Here is a 21,631-nt window from a genome sequence, read left to right on the forward strand (position 1 = left end):
AATGTATGATGAAAGCATATTTAGCGAATGGGTTATTTTCTTTAGGAGATCGCTTAGTAAATGAACGATTAGCAAAGGCAATTCGACAAGCGATACCAGATATTGAATTATATGTGCCACAGGAGAACGATGCGATTAATGATAAGGCATCCTATGCGGATAGTTTAGCCATTGCAGAAGCGGATTTAGCAATGCTACAAACGAGTGATGTTTTAGTGGCTGTGTTAGATGGTGTAGAAATTGATTCTGGCGTAGCGGCTGAAATCGGTGCATTTTCAATACTGAACCGCCCAATCGTTGGGGTATTTACAGACGTCCGTCAACAAGGGCGAGAAAATATGATGAAAATAGAAGCGCTTATACGTGATGGCATTGAAAATCAATTTGTTTACCGTAATTTATTTGTTATCGGTTTAATCAAGCGCAACGGTGTCATTACGACTTCTATTGACGATGCTGTATTAGCGGTTCAAGAACTACAACAATAAGGAGGAATGGCAATGCTTTTAACAACAACGGATGTTGTTGCAGGAAAAGAGATTGAAGAAACATTAGGTTTGGTTAAGGGCAATTCGGTCCAATCGAGAAATATTGGTCGCGATATGATGGCGGGGCTTCGCAATATTGTGGGCGGTGAAATGAAAGAATATGCCGAAATGCTCGTGCGCTCCAGAGAAATTGCTACACGAGCTATGGAAGAAGAAGCGCAGCTTTTAGGAGCTGATGCGATTGTAGCCGTTCGATTTTCCACATCATCTGTTATGGACGGAACTTCCGAGGTTTTAGTCTATGGTACAGCCGTAAAATTAAAAAGTTAACTACTATAAGAGGACTTCAACCTACTCGGATTGAAGTCCTTTAATATGCCAAAGCACTTGATAATACTTACAAAAAATCGGTATGTCCGTCTGTGAAGAATGGAATCTAATGCAATTAGTATTGCACTAATTATCCCAATTATATAGAAAATTCGTAGTTATAAGGACTAATGATGTCCATCTCGTTTTGTATAATAAGAGGGTAACTATGTAGAAAGAGTGGGATATATGGTGGATTCACAACAAAATAAAGGCTATCGTGTCATTTCAATGTTCGACAGATTGATGGATGGTCAAGGAATTAGCAAAAAGCAAGAAGCATTTACACATCAAGTTGGTGAAAAAACCATACAACGAGATTTAGATCAAATTCGAGCGTATATTGAAAAAGCTAAACTAGACTGTCATTTAGAATATGTGCGAACAGAAAAAGTGTATAAGCTAACGAATACGGGAAAAAACATTTTATCCAAAGAACAAGTGCTAGCGATTGTTAAAATACTTATTGAATCAAGAGCGCTTTTAAAATCAGAAATGAGCGACATTATCGATAAACTGATATCGATTGTTGCAGCAGATAAACAAGAGTTTATTCATAATATCATTTTAAATGAGAAGCATTTGTACGTTGACTTAAATCATAAAAAATCTCTTTTACATTTAATATGGGTAATTTCAGAGGCGATTCAAAAGAAAAAAATAATTAAAATTGATTATTTACGAGAGAGTGAGACAATTCCTTCACAAAAGATATTAAAACCTCTTGGTGTTATTTTCTCCGAATACTATTTCTATTTAATAGCTTACGATAGTAAGCATGAGAAGGACCTACCGATTGTCTATCGTATTGATCGTATCCAGCATTTTCTAGAGTTAGATAAGAAATTTCAAATCCCCTACTCTGAACGCTTTCAAGAAGGTGAATTTCGTAAACGCATTCAGTTTATGGATGCAGGTGAGCTGATGCATATTAAGTTTCTTTTTAAGGGGCGTTCGCCACAGGCGGTCTTAGATCGTTTACCGACAGCCAAAATTTTGTCCAATAAAGATGGACAATGCTTGTTTGAAGCGGAAGTTTTTGGTCGTGGTATTAAAATGTGGCTACTTAGTCAAGGGGCGAATATTGAGGTGTTGGAGCCTTTAGAGTTGAGAGAAGAAATGATCGAAACAATCCAATCCATGCAGCAAAATTATTTTTATATGTAAATGAGGAATGTATACTTCATTTTTAAACGCATCGCATATTAGAACAAAAAAGTTATAAGAATGAATGAAAAGTTGACTAAATTCCCTTGCTATTGCCGACTATAAAATGAAGGGGGAATTTACAATGTACTCACTTTCAAATTTCAAATTATTGGTTGAAAAACAGAAAAAAATTGATGCGATTTATCAACATTGCGATGAATTAAAAAAAACAACGATTACACCTAAAATTTCCGAAGAAGTAGAACGATTTTATACATGTTGTAAAACACGTTTAGAACAGCAAGGTTTTAAGGTCACTTTGACATCTTCAAAATTAATTGCAGAGTATAAAGAGGCATTTATTACTATCGATAAGCATTCTAAAGACATCGAAGAATGTATTTTTATTAATTTAAATAATTATGTGGAAGATCAGTTATCCATTATGCTAGACATTGAATATCAACAGTTCGAACAAATCATTACATATAACCTAGATGGTTTTTCAACGGTTATAGAGCAAGTAAACGAAAAATTAAATCAAGCCAAAAATTTTCAAGATGCTTGTAAAGCCGCAAAGCTTATTTATAAAAATAATCAAAATGAAATTTTTCATTCTGCTGACGAGGCAGTAAACTATTATTTTAAGTAAAACACAAGGCATCATCCTTACTAGGGATATGCTCTGTTTCAGATGTCCGTTGGTAAAGAAGTGTTATAACCATGATAAAAGGCATTGCTTGATGCCTTTTATCGACAAGCTAAAGCATACTAGGAGCGCATCTTAGTATGCTGTTTTTAGTTTGAAATAATAGGACATTAGGAGTCTTGATCCTTACAATTAAATGCTTTTCTTATTTTATATGTATTACAAGCAGTTCCTTGCTCATCGTAAATTTCTTTACCTACGACTAATTCAGTATTGCGATTAGCGTATTCGTCATAGTTCGTAATCGACAGTACATCGTCGGCAGTCCAGTTTACATTTACACTACCTTTGGCATCACTAAAATAAATGGTTTGTTCTTCGTCATGTTTTTGATGATATATAATATTGACAATCAAATTGACTCCACCTATAGCGCCACCATAATTGTCATAATAAACTTGTGCTGAATAGTCACCATTTGGTGAAAGAATAGGGCGACCATATTTGATATCGCCTGTATAGAAAAATATATAAGTAAAATGGTGATAAACAACATAAAGGCAAAATAGTAAGATTGGCATCAACAAATATAAACTCATTTTTTTCATATTCTTCCATACCTCCTCCAGTAAATAATACGAAACTTTTCATTGAGAGTTCCTAGAAAGGTAGTTCACCTTTAAAAGGGTTTTTGCCAATTTTGGAGAATTGTAAATACAATAAGGGAGGAATAAGATGTTTCCTATTGTAGAGACTGAACGATTAATATTAAGAGAAATAATAGATGAAGATGCAACAGACCTTTTTCGCTGTTTTTCCAATCACCTTGTTACCCAGTATTATGGATTAGAACCCTTTGCAACAATCGAAGAAGCAGAAAAACTAATCGAAACTTTTTCTGAAAATTATAAGGAAAAAAGAGGTATTCGGTGGGGTATAGAGCGGAAAGAAGTAAAGGGCATTATCGGAACCATCGGCTTTAACGCATGGTCACCTAAACATAAGCGGGCAGAAATTGGCTATGAGCTGCACCCCGACTTCTGGCGAAAGGGCTATACGAAAGAGGCAGTAGCTGAAATTGTAGCCTTTGGGTTTGAAAAGATGGAACTAAACCGGATTGGGGCAATTGTCTTTATTGAAAATGTAGCATCCAATCAGTTACTAACCCATCTAGGCTTTCGCAAAGAAGGCGTATTAAAAGAATATATGTATCAACAAGGGAAAGCACATGATACAAATGTATATGCTATTTTTAATGATAAGCTATAAAAACATGAGCCCAAATTCACCTTTCAGTGCGTTTGGGCTCGCTGTTTGAAAATAAGATTTAATCCTTCGTTAGCGCCAGTAGAAAATTGTCTCGTTCGGATTCTTCTTGCATTTTACTATCGACTAACATTGCACCATACTTCACAGTTGTCATTTTGGCATCGACTAAAAATTGTACATTGACTTTCGCCTTCTTGTTGTTGATAGGACAATCACCTTTAAATTCCACTACATCTTGTCCCTTTTGTGTCTCAAAATAAACCCAATATGGATTTTCGCAAGCTGAAGCAAAAGCTGTTTCGAATGATTGGTTACTATTTTCGATTGAATAGTTTTTGACATATGTAATATATTCATTATCCGTTATGTCTTCTTGTGGACCATAAAAATACCAAAACACGCCTATTATGCCGATTGGTATAATCCATAAAATATTACGCTTACTTAATTTCCCCATTTCCCATCCCCCTTTATAACCATATTTTATCATCCTGCCCCTATTATTTGCTAGCTCAATATAATATTTTCTAACTTAAACATTTTTCTTGTTATCCGAAAACCTATGTTGGAAGGGGGGAGAGTTTCATTACATGTAGTTTTTTCTATTTGAAGAGAGGCACGGTTGCTTCGCTTCTAACATTAGGAAGTGCTTTTTTCATCGTTTACAGTAAAATAGTAGTAGGGTATTTCACAATTAACTCAACTAATCCATAAATTGAGTTTTACATTTTTAGATAACAAACTATGAATCGGCTAAAATAAGTCTTATGAAATGATGATGCTTAATATTGATTATCTTTTTTTTCATTCTCCGAAGTGTACTTCAACTAACCAGCCTAATCATGTGTTAACAAGTAGAGGGTGAACATGTTAGTTGTCGGGATCAAATCCCACGGGTGCTTACGTTCTACCCCGGCTACTATCAATCTATAAATTGAATAAAAAATAGTCAACCAGATTTTAAAATGTACCCTATAAGATAGACACTTTCAAAAAGGTCATCTTATAGGGTATTTTTATTTATAATGAAGAAAAAAACGAGCGGTGGTAAATAGTATGACTAAAAATTTATTTTCGAAACAACAACAGGCACAATTAAAATTAAATCCATACGTCAAAACAGTAAGCGCGAAAGCCATTACTTATACAGATGAATTTAAAGAATTTTTTATTGATGAATATGATAAAGGAAAATATCCAAGTGAAATTTTTCTTGAGGCGGGTTTTGACATTGAAGCCCTTGGTCCAGCACGTATTCGGAGAGCTTCGAATCGTTGGCGTACGGCTTATAAAGAGCATGGGCTAACAGGTTTAGAAGATGCCAGAAAACATACTTCAGGTCGCCCTTTAAAACGCGAATTAAGTTTAGAGGAAAAATACGCCCGCTTAGAGGCGAAGATGAAATTGTTAGAAGCAGAAAACGAATTTTTAAAAAAGCTAGATCAACTCGAAAGGCAGCTGATAAGGAAGAAATCAAAATAAGTACTACACAAAAATTTGAGTTAATCCATCAAATTATTGAAAAATATCAATTAAAACGAATGGTACGATATCTTTGTGAAATGGCAAATGTTTCACGCTCAGGCTACTATCGCTATTTTAGAGAAGAAGCTGTCTTGACTCGTCAAAAACAGAATGAAGAAGATGAAGTGGTGAAAGAAGTCATTTTAAAGGCCTTTCATTTCCGAGGACGAAAGAAAGGCGCACGTCAAATAAAAATGACACTAGAAAACCAATATGAAATTACATACAACCTTAAGCGTATCCGTCGCATTATGAAGAAATTTAATATTATCTGCCCCATTCGAAAAGCGAATCCAGCACGTCGTATGGCAAAAGCAACGAAGGAACATCGCATATGCCCTAACAATTTACACCGCAACTTCAAGCAAGGTGTGGCAGGAAAAGTATTACTAACCGACATCACATATTTAACATATGGAGGCGGTAAACGTGCTTATTTATCAACGATAAAAGACGCCGAAACAAATGAAATTTTAGCTTATGAAGTATCTTCTACATTGAGTATAGAAATTGCGCTCAATACGTTACATAAATTGAAAAAGCATCGCCATTTAAGGGAAGATGCCTTTATCCATTCAGATCAAGGTTTCCACTATACGAATCCAAAATTCCGAGCCTTAGTGAAGAAAATTGGCTTAGGACAGTCCATGTCGCGTCGAGGAAACTGTTGGGATAATGCGCCACAAGAATCATTCTTTGGGCATTTTAAAGATGAAACAACTATTAGAGCATGTGAAACGTTAGAAGAAGTAAAAAAAGAAATTAAAAGTTATATGATTTACTACAATCATTATCGAGGACAATGGAATTTAAAAAAGCTGCCGCCTGCAAAATACAGACAGCAGCTTCAAGAGGTTGCCTAACCTTTATTAAATGTCCTTTACAAAGGGTACATTTTATTTCTCTGGCTGACCTTATAATACTAACGGGTGCTTAGTTAAATTTTGATTCATGTAATATCAAACCTAGTTGGACAAAAAAGGTACTGCGAATTGCAGTACCTTTTTTGTAAGCTAATTAATTGTCTTTTTAACCTGCGATTTTGCTTTTTGTACTTCAAAACAGAACCCGCCAAAATACAGCTTTCGTTTTTTTGAAGGTGATATTTTGAAAAATGCTTACAAACCTTAATATGTCAAACGCTTTCGGTTCTAACAGAAAGTGACTACATTCTGAAGAGCGTCAAACTACGATTACGACATGTTGATATTAGGGTTGTTGATTATGGAGAAATTTAAAAATAATTTTATGTTCTTTTTCATCCCAGCAAAGGTGTGCATTAAAAGTCTTACCGCCTTTTTTAAATCCCTTAATTAATGCGGATTCACCAGAAGTTAATAGCTTTTTTATATTAACTTGCGTAATGGTTTTACTTAAAATTTTCTTTGAAACCGAGAATTTACAGTTAGCAGCTTTATAATTTGAGCAACCGTAAAAAGTGCCATGATCGATAATTAATCCATCGCAAAGTATGCATTTTCCAACAACAGTTTTTTCTTTTTTGTATTTTTTATTATAAGGATTATTTGCGGTAATTTTCTCAACTTGGCTTTGATTAAATGCCCATTCCTTTTCTCGTTCATAGGCATCTGATATCAATTTGTCAGCAAGTTTTTTTACTTGTTCCATAAATGCTTTAGGTGAAGCATTGCCTTCACCAATTTCAGATAGTCGTTGCTCCCATTTTGCTGTCATTGAAGGAGACGTCAAGATGCTTTCACCTAGTGCTTCAATCAATAGCATGCCTTTAGTCGTTGCAAAGACTTGATTTTTCTTAACTTCGATATAGTTACGATCTTTAAGTGTACCAATAATTCCAGCGCGAGTGGCTTCAGTACCTAAACCTTCAGTTTTAGATAAAACCTTTTCTAATTCAGCATCTTCTAAATACTTACCAGCTGTTTTCATCACTGTAATTAAATTACCTTCAGAATATCTATTCGGTGGTTGTGTTTCACCTTTTTTTACTTTAGTTTTAGCCACTATACCAAGTTCATCTTCTGAAAGTAGGGGAAGCAATTCATCTTCGTCTGTAGGTGAGTTGTCTTTAGAATGATAAATTACTTTACGCCAACCTTCTTCAATTTGCACTTTGCCCTTAGAAATGAACTCCGCTCGTTTTTCTACAAGTGAATGGATCGTTGTGTAAGAAAAAATTGCATTGTTATAATGAGCTGCAATGATTTGTCTAACGACTAAATCATAAATTTTTTCTTCTTCCGAATTAAGCTTAGAAAAATTAGGTAACTGCTCTGTAATAATAATCGCATGGTGATCGGTAACTTTTTTTTCATTGACGAATCTTTTATTATTTATAATTGAATTTGTGGGTGATGGAAGAAGTTTTTTATACTTATCAATTTTACTTAAATTTTCTAATATATTTGGAAGTGTTTTTGCTTCTTCGTTCGTCAAAAATTGTGAATCAGATCTCGGGTATGAAACTAAGCCCTTCAAATAAAGCCTTTGCAAAATATCGAGTGTATTTTGTGGTGAGAATTTATATGCCTTATTCGCTGTTGCTTGTAATGCAGATAGATTGAACAACAAAGGAGGAGCGTATTCCTTTGTTTCTTTTTTTATACTAGTAATTTCTACATTTTTATTAATACAGAAATTAGCAATAGCAATAGCTTGTCTTTCCTCTTGAACTCTTGAAATATTATTTTTATGCCATTTTGCTTTTAACATTTTTCCTTCAAAATTAAATTCTGCTTCAACTTCCCAAAAAGGTTCAGGCTTAAAATTCACTATTTCGTGTTCTCTTTTAACGATTAGTGCTAGTGTAGGTGTTTGTACTCTTCCTATTGAAAAAACATCTTTTACGCCATTCTGTTTGAGTAAAACGGTATACAACCTGGATGTATTGATTCCTATTAACCAATCGGCGCATGAACGGCTTAATGCTTCGAAATAAATATCTCTTGTTTTCTCTTCTGGTAGTAAATTTGAAAACCCGTTTTTTACAGCGTTTTCAGTTAAAGATGATATCCATAAGCGTTTCATCGGTTTATTAACTTGACATACCTTTAAAATGGTACGAATGATTAGTTCACCTTCACGCCCCGCATCCCCACCAATTATGATTTCTCGAATATCAGGTCTTTTTACTAAACCTTTGATTACATTAAATTGTTTATATTTTGATTTCGTAACTTTATATTCGAATCGATCTGGAATAATCGGTAATGTTTCTAATGTCCATTTTTTCCATGTCGAGTTATATTCTTCGGGGGCTTTCAATTCACAAAGATGTCCAATCGCCCAGGTGATAAGTGCCCCATTTGGAAAATACGTGTTTGGCTTTACTTCAAAATAACCAGCTTTTTTAGTAAAAGAAAAGGGGGCAGCTAATTTTGCTGCTTGATCTGGTTTTTCTGCAATAACTAAAAATTGTCCCATCTTAATACCTCCTCATCGGTTTTAATAATTTGGCATTGGTGAGTTTGTAAATTTTTTATTAAGAAGACAGGCTAATTTCTAGATTCAAAATTAATTCATTTGTGCTAATTAGAGTATCACTAAAAACTAGATGATGTTGTTGACTAATATTTGTACCATGGCCAGAAAAATAAAATATTAGAGTATCTTCAGGATTTGTAATGGTTGCATTTCTTGATAATGATTCAACAAAATCATGCTTTGTTACAGTTCCATTACCACATGTAGTTATGTCATGATTTTCAATGTTTAAACCATTTTGCAATGATCGTTCCATTAAATAAACATCATTTTTACAAAAAGGTAAATCATTTGTCCTCTCGATAAAATAATACTAACTACAATTACTAATGCTCGTACAGTCATTATTATTTCATCACAATCTATGAAAATTTAGTAGCCTAGAAGTATTAATAATCACATTGAAATAACTCTCTATAATTAGTTGAAACGTATTTTCTTATTATAATGTTGTGTGACTCTAATCGTAAGGGTACTATAAAAAATGGCCATAACCGATTCTATTATCGACTGATCTCTGGGTACTCACATTTCGTTTCATTTTTATTGTAAGGCTTAAATCTTCTTTCAAACTCCATTTCCATTATCTCCGAATGACGAATGGTAGATATTTTAATCAATACATATTCTTCTTCGAAAGCATACAAATATAACCCTTCCGGCCGTAATACATAACTAATTGGTGCCACAACCATCCTCTTTTCACCAACTAATAGGCTGAGGTATTGTTCTTCATCAAGACAATAATTAATTTCCTTATATACATCACCTGTCATATCAATTTTTTTATCGACAAGATCCACAACAAAATATTCGTTGGCATCATTGTCAAATAAATGAATCAATTCTGGAGAAATAAGCGCCAACTTTTTCATCACGCTGTCTTTATGTTTTTTCGTTGAAATACTATCATAAATAGATAAGGCTAATGTAATACTTTGAAGATCTTCATTATTGAAAAAACTGCTGGATAGCTTGTAACTTTCTTCTATATAGATACCACCTTGATTGCCCTGTTTGCAAGTAACAGGAATGCCCATCACAGATAATTTGTCAATATCTCTCTGAATCGTTTTAACGCTCACTTCAAATGTCTGTGCTAACTCCCTATGCGTTGTTTTTTTCACTTTAAGTAGATATAGTAATATTTCAACTTGACGATTTCGAATCATTCTGTAAACTCCCCCTTTCAATTTGCACAAAATAATACGTAGCCATACCGTTTAAGGTCATAAATATGGGCACGTAAAAATAATCTACAGTCCGTAACAATAACTTAAAAATCCATCCAAGTAAATAAGGATTGTTGCATTGTGCATAAGAATATCCAGTTTGTTTTAAGACCATACCCACGATCTATAACATCTAGAACACCCAAAATCAATCAAACTCTTGTTGTGGTGAAGGAAAAAACTATCCTCTCAAATAAGACGTTAGGTGACCAGTTTGAGTGATATAGTTACCTTTGGGTGGAAACAATAAGAATAAAAATAGATCATGATAGCTATTCGGGTTCGGTAAATAATGGATAAAAAAACTATTTTCAGTTTCTTTTAAAACAGGAGGTTAAGTATGAGTAACGAGACAATAAGTGGTGGAAAGAAATTATTATACTCACCAAAACGTCAATTAGAGTTAGATATCGCAAAAGGTTTAGCAGTGTTATGCATGATAGCCGTTCATGTTCAAAGTAATTTATCGAAAACAGAAATTATATATTCTGGTTTTGGGGGAATTATTGAATTTTTAGGCACATTACCTGCTGCACCAGTCTTTATGTTTTTATTGGGCACAGGCGCAGTATATTCTAGAAATAATAATTTAACAAAAAATATAGAGAGAGGAGTGAAAATACTCATCTTAGGATATATTTTAAATATCCTTAGAACTATAATCATTTTTCTACCGTTAATTGTATCAGGCGAATGGAAAAATCAAATTGATAATATAATCCCAAGCCTTATTACTGTTGACATATTACAATTCGCAGGATTGGCAATAATATTTATTGGATTCATTAAAAAGTTAGAACTAAGTATTCCCAAGATTATCGCTTTAGCAGTTGCAATTAGTAGTATAAATTACATTATGATTTCATTTCAAACCAAAAGTTATTTTTTAGGAGCAATAACTGGAGTTTTATGGGGATCATCTGAATGGTCTTCATTCCCATTTATAACATGGATTTTTTACCCATTAATCGGGTACTGCTTTGGGATTGTATTGAAAAACGCAATTTCTAAAGAAGACTTTTATAAGAAGAGTCTGCTTTATTCTGTAATAATTTTAGTGTCGTTGATTGTAGTTTCAATTTATTTCAAAATAGATTCTGGGCTTTTGACAGAGACATCCTACGCCCATCATACTTTGTTTAATAATTTTTTATATACCTCGTTTGTAGTAGCTTGGATTTCATGCTTGTACTATATCTCAAAAATTTCACCCTTATATTTAAATAATATGTTGGCGAGGTGGAGCAAAAATGTTAATTCTATATACATCATACACTGGATATTAATATCAATATTAATTGCAGTGGTGGGTTTAAATAAATTAGGATTCTTTGTAGCTATGATGGCTGTTACAATTATTTGTATTGCAAGCGATATGATTGCTCAAAATTATAAAAAAATGAATTTAGCAATAAGAAAACAATGAATTGTCAGGGTTACTGTTGTTCTCTTAATGAACAGTAAGGGATAAGCCCAATCACTATATCCTAGATTTCGGCGAAACAGACTAATTGCCAGACAAGACAATACTCAAAGCGAAAATATAATTGCGCCTATTACTGGCATCTTAGACTCTGAAATAATTATAGTATTAAACAAATCAACTAATATTCCAATATAATTAGTAAAGATTTATATTTGAAATTTTTATGATATAGGAGAGATAAAAATGAAAATATACGCTGATAAGACTATCATAAACTATGATGGATTAACTGCTGCAACTAAAACGGCTTCTAAATCCACAAATCCCATCCAAAACAAAAATCGCCAAAAGGATACAATTGAACTATCCAACACAAGCAGAACCATGGGAAACATGCTAAGTATGGATAAAGGAACCGCATCCCACACCACACTATACGTGGATAATTCTACTTTTCAAAAAATCGCAACATACACTACAAATCATCCCGAAACCAGATGGACTGAACTCGGAAAAGATTGTGACAAACGTTGGATTGTTGTCAATGGGCAACGCTTTGAATCTCCATTGAGCGAGGAAGAAAAGGCCTTGATGAAAAGGGGAGAGATGACACTCTTAGACTATCTGCGAGAGATTGAAGAACATAAAGAAAAAACGGAAACAAAAGAAAAAGTGACACTTGATTTTGCTGCTAAAAACGGTATTACTGATTCTAGTAACGATCCTAAAATAAACGGTTTACTAAAAAATAAAGAGGTAATGGAAATGCTTAAAAATATTTCCAAGGCGACAAAAGGAAAAATATCCATATTTAAATAATATCACTAAAGGTACTTTTGCAATATCTACAGTTATTGTGAATTCGCTTATCTTATTATTTAGGAACCCAGTACCTTTTTTAATATCAATCATTTTTTAAAAAATTCTTTGCGACTTCCCCCAATGGTTGAATCATTGAATATGCTGGATTCAATGGTAAAACGAGCTCAGAATCTTTATTGAGCTTGTTTTTTAAAGAAATAATGATTTTTATTCAGTCATCAGCAAAAGCCACTTCCACGGGCAGCCAATTGGAGAACGAAGGGTCCATTTGTATAGTATCTGCGCCCTTTGAAATTGTTCGGACCTTTAGCGATGTGCTCTGTTCTTCTTCAATTTCTTCCTGTTACATGGTGCCAATTTGCTTCCGTGTGCTTCCCACTCACGTAAAACTCTCACTGCCTACGAAAACTTGTCTCCTCAAGATATTCAACATCAGTATTTTTCTAATGTGATGATTACATACAAGCGTTTGAAACCATTCACTATGTACATGCAGTAAAGAACTAATTCTTTTCATTAACGTCAAATCCTTACCCGAAAAAAGCGGGTAAGGATTTTTTAACCTTCATTCTTATTGCTATTTGAAGAATTAAAATAGACTATATATAATATGCGATAAAAAATACTATTTCTACTTAAGGTACAAATGGATTGAAATTGTGCCTTTTTATAAAAGGAGTGAAGCGTGTGGATGAGCAGGAGCTAGTAGTGAAGGATTACTTGTTACAGGGAATCGAGGCAGGGAATTATTCGCAAGATGGGAAAATGCCAAGTGAACATGCTCTCATGGAAATGTTTGGTGTGCCACGTATAAAAGTACGAAATGCCTATGATTTACTAGAGAAAATGGGTTTAATTTATTCGCAGAAGGGGATTGGGCGCTTTTTGCGGGAAAAACAAAAACCACTTGAGGTTGTAATGTCTGGCGATATTAGCTTTAGTGAAAAAATGCTCAAATTTACATCAAACTATCAATCAGTTGTGACGAAAATTGAACAGGTACCTAAAGAACATATTATTTTTAGCAAGCCGTATGTCAATCATAGCGATCTTTACCTAATCGAAAGGTTGCGTTTTATTGATGATGAACCAGCCGCAATCCATCGCTCGTATGTTGTTGTTGAAAATATGCCTGCCATTAAGCAGGTGAATGATGATTTAACCTCTATCTATACATTTTATCAACAGCATGGTGTGAAACAATTTCGGAGTTCCTTCTCACATTTAGCTGTCAAATTTCCAAATGAACTGGATCGGACATTGCTTGCATGTGAAATATTGGTGCCTCTCGTCAAGGTAGAATCGGATAGTTGGGATGACGAGCATAATATTTTACTAGAGTACACAGAAATTTTATATCGAACAGACCGCTTCTTTTTTCAAATATAGATTAGATTGACTTCAAACCATTCGTGTTTGAAGTCTTTTTTTATGCTGTAAGGCAACCGGAAGATAAATTGCTACGTGACCCCGCCATTTTAATCAAAGGGCGTTAATTTTTGTAAAACTTAATTTACATGAACTTCACGAAACCTTTTCACTACTGAACATGGCGCCAAGTTAAGGTATTGATGAAGGGAGTTGGTCAAGTGAAACGAGCTGAACGGACTAAATTATTAATTGAGGTTGGACGTGAAGAAGCATTACAGATGGCAAATGAAGTTTGTAGCCACTATGAGGTAATTGAAATCCAAGCACCGAGAGAGGGGCTTGTCATGATTAAAATGCGAGAATCTGCACAGCAATCACTTTTTTATATAGGCGAGACGTTAGTAACAGAAACGAAGGTCAAAGTTGGAGAAGCATTTGGTCTTGGCTTAGTTCGCGAATATGAGCCAGAGCTTTCCAAGGCACTGGCCATTATAGATGCTGCTTATAATGGGCAACTACCTATAGTGGCAAAGTGGGAAAGCCTGTTAACTAAACTGTCACAACGTCTTGATTTGAAACAACAAGAAATAAAATGTTCAATTGAACGGACAAAAGTTCAGTTCGACACGATGTCGATTTAAGGAGGTAGGGAAAATGGAAACGGTACACTTTACGCAACTGACATTTCGTACATTAATGGATTGTTTTGCTCGACCAGGCAGTAAAGGAACGTTACAAACTTTGCATTCCATCGATGGGCTATATCCTCAAACATTATCTGTTTTAATGACATTGTTCGATGGAGAAATCAGCTTTCAAGCAGTGGATGATTCGAAGCGACTTCACCAAGAACTACGTCAATGGACAGGCGCAAAAGTGAAAGATTACCATGAAGCGGATTTTATCATTGTGCCTGCAAATGCTAACAAAGAGCAAATATTGAAAGTGTTAGAAGTAGTGAAAATAGGAAATTTAATTGATCCACAGCAATCCGCTACAATCGTTATGGAATTGCCACAGCAGTCAAACGAGGTTGTCTATCAATTAACAGGGCCTGGTATTTTGCATAAAGAACTAGTGGAACTGGGATTATCTCCTGATATTTTGGCGTTGCGTGCAATTCGAAATCGAGAGTTTCCGCTAGGAGTCGATTTGATTTTAATAGATGAAAATGGTAAGGTGCTCGCTTTACCACGCACAACGAAGTTGGAAGAGGTGAAAAGCTAATGGCGTATGTAGCAGTTCGTGGTGGCGCCGAGGCGATTGAAGCATCTTTAGAGCATTTGCAGTATGAGCGCGTGAAGCGAGGCGCACATATTTCAGTGCATACATTACAGTCCACAATGCGAGGCTTTTTAGATCAAGTCATGTCGGAAAGTAGTTTATATAGTGAACGTTTAGCCTCTTTAGCGATGAAACAAAGCGAGGGCAATGCAGAGGAGGCTGTATTTTTATTACGTGCTCACCGCTCCACGTTGCCACGCATGTATTATTCAACTGTAACGAATGCGAGAGAAATGTTTGTCCTACGACGCATATCGGCTAGTTTCAAAGATATTCCGGGAGGGCAAATTTTAGGGGCTTCACACGATTATTTACACCGCTTATTGGACTTTGATTTGCTGGAGGAAACCGTAGCAGATGTTGAGCTAAAAAAGGCGGCATTTGAACAAATAAATAAACCTGAAGAAAGCAATCTTGCATTAGAGCAGCTACCAAAAGTAATGGATTATTTACGCGATGAAGGTTTAATAAGAAAATTCTCATTAAATAATCAAGAACCTAAAGATGTGACGAAGCAAGCCCTAACGTTTCCAACAAATCGTTCTCAACGTTTGCAAACATTAACAAGGGGACAAACTGGGACGATTACATCTCTTGGCTATGCAGGTCTTCGCGGATACGGTGCATCCCATCCAAATGTTGGGGAGGTACGGGTAGGTTGGCAACCAATTTATGTTGCATTAGAAGACGACGATATGGACCCTTACTATATTGGCGCCATTAAACTAACGGAAGTAGAGTCGTTTATTCCTGTCGATGTTGATGACGATGGACAACAAGTGTTGGAATTCGATGTTGGCTATGGTGCATGTTTTGGACAAAACGAAACAAAAGCCATTGCGATGTCTATCGTAGATCATGCACTAGAAGTAGGAGGCGATTCTCCTATCCATGATGAAGAATTTGTACTACTTCACGTGGATATGATTGAATCTACAGGATTTATCTCACACTTGAAAATGCCGCATTATGTCACATTCCAAGCGAAGTTAGAACAAATGCGCAGTATAAAAAAGGAGGGGAACCAATGAGCGCAGTACCATTTGCTTTGTTAGACGAACAGTCAAAGCGTGAAATCCGACGAGCAATTTTGAAAGGAATAGCTATTCCTGGCTATCAAGTGCCATTCGCCTCGCGTGAGTTGCCAATTGCCCGCGGTTGGGGAACAGGGGGCTTGCAGGTGACACTCGCATTAATTGGTAAAAATGATGTATTGAAAGTTATTGACCAAGGTTCGGATGACTCCGTCAATGCGGTTAATATAAAAAAGCTTGTGACCAAAACAACGGGTGTTCAAACAACGACTCGTACGCAAGATGCCACGCTTGTACAATCACGCCATCGCATTCCTGAAGTGCCATTGCGTGCAGATCAAGTATTAGTGCTACAAGTTCCAGAGCCAGAGCCGTTGCGGGACATTGAACGGAGTGAATTTAAAACAAAACGTTATCATGCAGAAAAAGAATATAGCGGTGCTTATTTAATGTTGTTTGAACAAATTATGCGCTATAACCAGACTTCTCAAGGGGCGGATTATCCAGTATTAGTCAATGGACGCTACGTTATGAATCCTAGTCCGATTCCACGGTTTGATAACCCAAAAATACATCAAAGTGATGCGCTTATACTTTTTGGTGCGGGACGTGAGAAAAAAATTTACGCAGTACCGCCGTATACAAATGTGGAGTCCCTTGCATTTGAAGACTATCCGTTTGTTGTCGAGCAATTTGAAGGAAAGGTGTGCCGAGAAACAGGTCTGTCAGATGTTTTTCTTGATGAGCTGACAGATGAAGTTACGGGTGAAACTTACTATGTTTGTAATGATACAAGTTATATGCAAGAAATATTACAACAAAAGGTGGCAGCAAAATGATGCAAGAACAACCGGTATTATCGATTCGACAGTTATCCAAGCAGTACGGTGATGGTTGTACGCATTGTCAGCACGAAGACATGAAGCTAGAAAAAAATTTTTGCCCTGTCTGTAAAACTGTTTATGCATGTCGAAGTGTATCGTTCGATTTATATCGAGGAGAAATTTTAGGAATTGTCGGTGAGAGTGGCAGTGGTAAATCGACATTGATGAAAAGTCTTTACTTTGATGAGACGGTGACATCAGGAGAAGGCTATTTAGTAGATTATGAAAATGGGCACAACAATATTTTTACTGAATCGAGCCAAATGAAGCGTCATATACGAAATACGATTTTAGGTATGGTCTATCAAAATCCGATGCTTGGACTGAAAATGGACTTTTCATCCATGAGTAATATTGCAGAAAAGCAAATTGCAGCGGGTAATCGTCATGTTCGTCAGATGGAAGAGCGAAGCCTATCGCTTCTACAACATGTTAAAATTCCTGTCCATCGAAGTAAAGAAGCACCGAAAAACTTTTCAGGTGGGATGCAGCAACGGGTTCAAATTGCGAAGGCCATGTCCAATAACCCGCCTATTCTACTTCTAGATGAAGTAACGACAGGATTAGACTTGTCTGTACAAGCAGATGTTTTAGATTTAATTAAATCGATACAACGTGAGTTAAATATTTCAATGATTGTTGTATCACATGATTTGGCCGTTATTCGTATGCTTGCTGACCGTACAATTGTCATGCTGAATGGGGAAATTATTGAACATGGGTTAACAGATCAGGTGTTGGAGGATCCACAGCACGAATATACACAACAACTAGTTTACTCATTACTGTAAGGAGGTAAATGGATGCTTGCGATTATAAATGGCGTTATTGTGACAGAACAGCAATTTTTAAAAAACCACATTGTATTAGTGGAGGACAATTTAATTAATGGGATTGTCCATGAAGCGGACATTGATTTACATGGTATAGAGGTTTTAGATGCTAAAGGTGGCTATGTGTCACCAGGTTTTGTCGATATTCATTCGGATTATATTGAGACGATTGTCAGCCCTCGTCCAACCTCAGTAATGAGCATGAACATTGGTTTACGCGAGAGCGAACGCATTTTAATGACGCATGGCATTACAACAATTTTTCATTCCTTATCCTATTACGGGGATGATAAATACTCACATAAAGCAATTCGTAATCCTGAAAATGTTCAAAAATGTGTTGATGCTATTTACGCGTCACACGAAGAGCCACATTTAATACGACATCGTTTACATGCTCGCTTTGAAATTGATTCCATCGATCAAATACCGAACTTAGAGCGCAATATTAAAGATGGCAAAGTGCATTTGCTATCATTTATGGATCATACACCAGGTCAGGGACAATATCGAAATCTTGAAATCTATAAAAATATTATGCGCGGCTATCGTTCCATGTCAGATCAGGAAGCCAATGTATTAATTCAAAATCAAGTTGATAAGGCGAAAATGACTTTCGATGATATTGAACGACTAAGTCGACTAGCCATTGAGCATAACATTGCGGTTGCTTCACATGATGACGATGATGTAGCAAAGCTTCAACTTGTTCAATCGTATGGCACGACAATCAGTGAGTTTCCGATTACACTCGATGTGGCAAAAGAAGCAAAGAAGATGGGGATGCAAACGATTGCTGGTGCACCCAATATTTTAAATGGTGGCTCCCATTCAGGGAATTTAAGCGCCAGTGAGGCGATTCAAGCACAAGTAATCGATATTATTTGTAGTGATTATTATCCTCCTGCTATGTTACACGGGATTTTCGAATTATCGAAACAATATGATGAAGATTTACATCGTTTATTCCAACTTGTGACGATTAATCCTGCACGTGCAGTAAATCTTGATCACGAAATTGGCTCAATTGAGGTTGGTAAAAAGGCAGATATATTAATTATTGAACAGATGGAAGACGGCTATCCAGTTGTCACAACGACCATGGTTGATGGCAACATTATTATGCAAACCAATTATCGCTAAGGGGGGGAAACGATGTTAACTATACACAATTTGCAGAAATCTTTTACGATTCATCATTTACAAAAGACTTTTCCAGCACTTGAAAATATATCATTGCATGTGAAGGAGGGGGGCTTTTTAGGGATTGTCGGTAAAAGTGGCAGTGGCAAATCGACCATCTTAAAAAGTATTTATCGCACTTATATGCCGCAAGCTGGAAACATTATATTCCATTCAGATGCCTATGGTGAGATTGATTTATTACAAGCGACGACTCGACAAATTGTTTATTTGCGAAAACATGAAATTGGTTATGTGTCGCAATTTTTAAACGTCATGCCTCGAACGACAGCATTAGAACTGGTGACACAATCTCTACTAGATGTAGGGGTAGAACAACAAGAAGCTATTGCCCGAGCAAAGCAAGCATTACGTCATTTTGATTTGGAGGAAAAATTATGGAATAGTTATCCAAATAATTTTTCGGGCGGAGAGAAACTTCGTTTAAATATTGCTTGTGCGATCGTGAAAGAGCCACGCCTCCTTCTTTTAGATGAACCTACTGCTAGCTTAGATCAAGCCTCGAAAGTTAAGGTAAGGGAATCCATCGAAAAACTAAAAGCACAAGGAACCACTTTAATTGGTATTTTTCATGATTTAGAGTTTATGGAAGGCCTGTGCGATGATGTTTTTACAATGATGAAAATTAGCGACAAGGAAGTGTTAGCGTGAAAATTGATTTGCATACACATAGTCGTTATTCCGATGGTAGTGAAACTTTGATGCAATTATTTCAGCAAGCGAAGGCAGCAGGTATCACACATCTAGGCGTTGTTGACCATGATACAACAGCTCACCATGCGGAGGGGCGTAAGCTTGGGGCACAATTCAATATCGAATTTATTGCTGGTGTTGAAATATCGGCCTATGACTTTAAGCGTCAGCGAAAAGTCCATATGCTTGGCTATGGTTTTCAAGGTCAATGTCCACATATTCAAGCACTTTGTACACCACTACTTGCTCGCCGGCACGCCCATTCATTATGGCAATTAGCGCGCATACAGGAGGCGGGGTTCCCGCTCGATGCAAAGCAGGCACTCGCCTTTGCTCGCGAAAGCGGTACATTATATAAACAGCATATTATGAATGCGTTGACAGAAGAGGCATATAGTTCAAAATACTATCAAACATTGTATCGCTCATTATTTAAAACAGGAGTAGCAGCAGGGGATATTGTTTATGTTGATGCATTTGATGCCTTGCAAGCCATTCATGCTGATGGAGGAGTCGCTGTCGTTGCCCACCCTGGTCAGTTAGACTCTTTCGATATCACGGAGGAGCTTGTGCAAGAAGGGCTTGATGGAATCGAGTTACTTCATCCTGATCACACACCTGTGCATATGGAACAGGTGCAACAATTAGCTCAAAAATATCATTTAATCACAACAGGTGGATCAGATTATCATGGTCGTTATGGTGCACCTGTACAATTAGGGCAATATACATTATCCAATTTACAAACTGCCGTTTTTATTTAGTCAATGTAAAATTTTATTAAGAAAAATGCGGAGCTATTTTCAAGCGCTTGCCGAGATGATTAAATGGGGCATGTAGAGCAAAACTACAAAAACTGAAGTGAAAAAGGAGAAGAATAATGAACAAACGATGGTTATCAATTTTGATGGGCATGTTAACTGTACTTTTTTTAGCTGCTTGTAGTTCGGAAAATGGAACAAGTGAAACAAAGAAAGCCAATGCAAAATCAGATGAACCACTTGTAATGGTCTGGTATCCAAATGAATCAGGTTCTGAAATGGCTCCTTCTCGTGATGCTTTTGGTGCCATTTTTGAAAAGGCAACAGGGCGTAAAGTAGAACATAAATTAACGACAGATTATGCGATTGCGATTGAATCAATTGCCAATGGCAATGCGCATATTGCTTTTATGGGCGCACAAGGCTATATCGAAGCAAAGGACAAAAGTAAAGATGTCGAGCCTTTAGTTGTACCATCAGGAGAGTCTGGTACGTTAGACGATGCGGTCTATTATAGCTGGCTAGCTGTTCCAAAGGATAAGGCACAACAATATCAAAAGAATGGTCAATATACGTTAGATGCAACGGAAGGCAAAACGATTTCCTTCGTCTCTGCCTCTTCAACATCAGGTTTCAAAGTACCAACCAGTTCAATTATTTCCCACTTTAGCAATAAAAATTTAACAGAAGAAGCTTTAATGGAAGGCAATGAAGTATATCCTGAAGTGTTATTTGGAGATTCTCACCAAGGGTCAGCTGTCAATATGTTGATGGAGCGCTCTGATATCGCAGCATTTTGTGATACATGTGTGGAGGCTTATGTTGAGCTAGTGGAAGGAAAAGCAAGTACACCAGGAGCAGTTTATAAGGTAAAAGATAATGCTGCAGCACCGTTTAACACCTTAACAGGAAAAGAGTTTGTGCTGATACAGGTAACACCAGTGCTTAACGCTCCATTCGTAGTCAATACGTCGGTATTAAGCGAAGAAGCTATTAAGACATTAAAAGAACTGTTAATTTCAGATGAAACAACCAATAACAAAAGTATTTTTGTACCAAAAGATTCCGGCGATTCGGGATTATTCTATAGGGCTGCGGACGAGCGTTTCTTAGATGTGGACGACGCCTGGTTTAATCCAATTCGCGAGCTATCAAAATAATACTGTACAGGGCTTTTA

General features: G+C 36.2%; 22 protein-coding genes and 3 pseudogenes. 20 read left to right on the forward strand and 5 right to left on the reverse strand.

The annotated features are described in order from the left end of the window. The first annotated feature begins 5 nt into the window (after positions 1-5). From C9J37_RS04705 to C9J37_RS04720, 4 genes are all read left to right on the forward strand, one after another. Positions 6-488 carry a nucleoside 2-deoxyribosyltransferase gene (locus C9J37_RS04705; protein WP_235617021.1) on the forward strand — a complete coding sequence of 161 codons (483 nt, stop codon included), beginning with the start codon at positions 6-8 and terminating at the stop codon, positions 486-488. 12 nt (positions 489-500) lie between these two features. After that, complete coding sequence (locus C9J37_RS04710; protein WP_024360985.1) at positions 501-818, forward strand: YbjQ family protein; 318 nt, start codon at positions 501-503, stop codon at positions 816-818. A gap of 228 nt (positions 819-1,046) precedes the next feature. Beyond that, complete coding sequence (locus C9J37_RS04715) at positions 1,047-2,024, forward strand: helix-turn-helix transcriptional regulator (RefSeq protein ID WP_107894457.1); 978 nt, start codon at positions 1,047-1,049, stop codon at positions 2,022-2,024. A gap of 124 nt (positions 2,025-2,148) precedes the next feature. Further along, positions 2,149-2,658 (forward strand): hypothetical protein, encoded by a 510-nt coding sequence (locus C9J37_RS04720; RefSeq protein ID WP_024360983.1) that lies wholly within the window; start codon positions 2,149-2,151, stop codon positions 2,656-2,658. Between the two features lie 167 nt (positions 2,659-2,825). Here C9J37_RS04720 and C9J37_RS04725 read toward each other — a convergent pair whose 3' ends face one another. After that, positions 2,826-3,254, reverse strand: a complete 429-nt coding sequence (locus C9J37_RS04725) for a DUF5412 family protein (RefSeq protein WP_137067735.1) — start codon at positions 3,252-3,254, stop codon at positions 2,826-2,828. A 136-nt stretch (positions 3,255-3,390) separates the two neighbouring features. Between C9J37_RS04725 and C9J37_RS04730 the strand changes: the two genes are divergently transcribed. Continuing rightward, a complete protein-coding gene (locus tag C9J37_RS04730; RefSeq protein ID WP_107894459.1) occupies positions 3,391-3,924 on the forward strand; it encodes a GNAT family N-acetyltransferase in 534 nt (177 codons plus the stop codon). A 58-nt stretch (positions 3,925-3,982) separates the two neighbouring features. Here the strand turns inward: C9J37_RS04730 and C9J37_RS04735 are convergent, their stop codons facing one another. Then, positions 3,983-4,381, reverse strand: coding sequence for a glucosamine 6-phosphate synthetase (locus C9J37_RS04735; RefSeq protein ID WP_107894460.1), 399 nt, complete (start codon positions 4,379-4,381; stop codon positions 3,983-3,985). A 599-nt stretch (positions 4,382-4,980) separates the two neighbouring features. Here C9J37_RS04735 and C9J37_RS29535 point away from each other — a divergent pair. Together C9J37_RS29535 and C9J37_RS04740 are read left to right on the forward strand one after the other, a co-directional pair. After that, positions 4,981-5,319: pseudogene (locus C9J37_RS29535) on the forward strand (HTH domain-containing protein); the annotation flags it as partial. Then, positions 5,280-6,311, forward strand: a pseudogene (locus tag C9J37_RS04740) (IS3 family transposase); the annotation flags it as partial. The pseudogenes C9J37_RS29535 and C9J37_RS04740, both read left to right, overlap by 40 nt. A 346-nt stretch (positions 6,312-6,657) precedes the next feature. On the opposite strand, the gene C9J37_RS04745 reads toward C9J37_RS04740, so the two are convergent. The 3 genes from C9J37_RS04745 to C9J37_RS04755 form a co-directional block, all read right to left on the reverse strand. Beyond that, positions 6,658-8,850, reverse strand: a complete 2,193-nt coding sequence (locus tag C9J37_RS04745) for a DNA topoisomerase III (RefSeq protein WP_107894461.1) — start codon at positions 8,848-8,850, stop codon at positions 6,658-6,660. A 58-nt stretch (positions 8,851-8,908) separates the two neighbouring features. Next, positions 8,909-9,214, reverse strand: a complete 306-nt coding sequence (locus tag C9J37_RS04750) for a caspase family protein (RefSeq protein ID WP_268807979.1) — start codon at positions 9,212-9,214, stop codon at positions 8,909-8,911. Between the two features lie 199 nt (positions 9,215-9,413). Next, positions 9,414-10,082 (reverse strand): helix-turn-helix transcriptional regulator, encoded by a 669-nt coding sequence (locus tag C9J37_RS04755; RefSeq protein WP_107894463.1) that lies wholly within the window; start codon positions 10,080-10,082, stop codon positions 9,414-9,416. Between the two features lie 400 nt (positions 10,083-10,482). On the opposite strand from C9J37_RS04755, the gene C9J37_RS04760 reads away from it, so the two are divergent. The 13 genes and pseudogenes from C9J37_RS04760 to C9J37_RS04815 all read left to right on the forward strand — a co-directional run bounded on the left by C9J37_RS04760 (position 10,483) and on the right by C9J37_RS04815 (position 21,613). Beyond that, positions 10,483-11,568 carry a heparan-alpha-glucosaminide N-acetyltransferase domain-containing protein gene (locus C9J37_RS04760; protein WP_107894464.1) on the forward strand — a complete coding sequence of 362 codons (1,086 nt, stop codon included), beginning with the start codon at positions 10,483-10,485 and terminating at the stop codon, positions 11,566-11,568. 243 nt (positions 11,569-11,811) lie between these two features. After that, a complete protein-coding gene (locus C9J37_RS04765; protein ID WP_107894465.1) occupies positions 11,812-12,387 on the forward strand; it encodes a hypothetical protein in 576 nt (191 codons plus the stop codon). Between the two features lie 394 nt (positions 12,388-12,781). Further along, positions 12,782-12,897 (forward strand): annotated as a pseudogene (locus C9J37_RS29620) (class I SAM-dependent methyltransferase); the annotation flags it as partial. Between the two features lie 180 nt (positions 12,898-13,077). Beyond that, a complete protein-coding gene (locus C9J37_RS04770; protein WP_167397255.1) occupies positions 13,078-13,779 on the forward strand; it encodes a GntR family transcriptional regulator in 702 nt (233 codons plus the stop codon). Positions 13,780-13,979: 200 nt separating this feature from the next. Next, on the forward strand, positions 13,980-14,402 hold the full coding sequence (phnG, locus tag C9J37_RS04775; protein ID WP_107894467.1) for a phosphonate C-P lyase system protein PhnG: 423 nt from the start codon (positions 13,980-13,982) through the stop codon (positions 14,400-14,402). A 13-nt stretch (positions 14,403-14,415) separates the two neighbouring features. After that, entirely contained in the window at positions 14,416-14,988 is a 573-nt protein-coding gene (gene phnH, locus C9J37_RS04780; RefSeq protein ID WP_107894468.1) for a phosphonate C-P lyase system protein PhnH, read from the forward strand. Further along, entirely contained in the window at positions 14,988-16,076 is a 1,089-nt protein-coding gene (locus C9J37_RS04785) for a carbon-phosphorus lyase complex subunit PhnI (protein ID WP_107894469.1), read from the forward strand. Before phnH ends, C9J37_RS04785 begins: the two co-directional genes overlap by 1 nt. After that, the gene (locus C9J37_RS04790) at positions 16,073-16,918 is read left to right on the forward strand and encodes an alpha-D-ribose 1-methylphosphonate 5-phosphate C-P-lyase PhnJ (protein WP_107894470.1); all 846 of its coding nucleotides are present in this window, start codon (positions 16,073-16,075) and stop codon (positions 16,916-16,918) included. The genes C9J37_RS04785 and C9J37_RS04790 overlap by 4 nt, the downstream gene beginning before the upstream one ends. Then, positions 16,918-17,754 (forward strand): ATP-binding cassette domain-containing protein, encoded by an 837-nt coding sequence (locus tag C9J37_RS04795; protein ID WP_407656228.1) that lies wholly within the window; start codon positions 16,918-16,920, stop codon positions 17,752-17,754. The genes C9J37_RS04790 and C9J37_RS04795 overlap by 1 nt, the downstream gene beginning before the upstream one ends. A gap of 12 nt (positions 17,755-17,766) precedes the next feature. Next, positions 17,767-18,939 carry a phosphonate metabolism protein PhnM gene (phnM, locus tag C9J37_RS04800; RefSeq protein ID WP_107894472.1) on the forward strand — a complete coding sequence of 391 codons (1,173 nt, stop codon included), beginning with the start codon at positions 17,767-17,769 and terminating at the stop codon, positions 18,937-18,939. A 12-nt stretch (positions 18,940-18,951) separates the two neighbouring features. Continuing rightward, complete coding sequence (phnL, locus tag C9J37_RS04805; protein ID WP_107894473.1) at positions 18,952-19,650, forward strand: phosphonate C-P lyase system protein PhnL; 699 nt, start codon at positions 18,952-18,954, stop codon at positions 19,648-19,650. After that, positions 19,647-20,456 carry a PHP domain-containing protein gene (locus C9J37_RS04810; protein WP_107894474.1) on the forward strand — a complete coding sequence of 270 codons (810 nt, stop codon included), beginning with the start codon at positions 19,647-19,649 and terminating at the stop codon, positions 20,454-20,456. Before phnL ends, C9J37_RS04810 begins: the two co-directional genes overlap by 4 nt. A gap of 116 nt (positions 20,457-20,572) precedes the next feature. Beyond that, entirely contained in the window at positions 20,573-21,613 is a 1,041-nt protein-coding gene (locus C9J37_RS04815) for a PhnD/SsuA/transferrin family substrate-binding protein (RefSeq protein ID WP_107894475.1), read from the forward strand. The last annotated feature ends 18 nt before the right edge of the window (positions 21,614-21,631 follow it).

The sequence above is a fragment of the Lysinibacillus mangiferihumi genome, from assembly GCF_003049665.1.
Taxonomy (GTDB): domain Bacteria; phylum Bacillota; class Bacilli; order Bacillales_A; family Planococcaceae; genus Lysinibacillus; species Lysinibacillus mangiferihumi.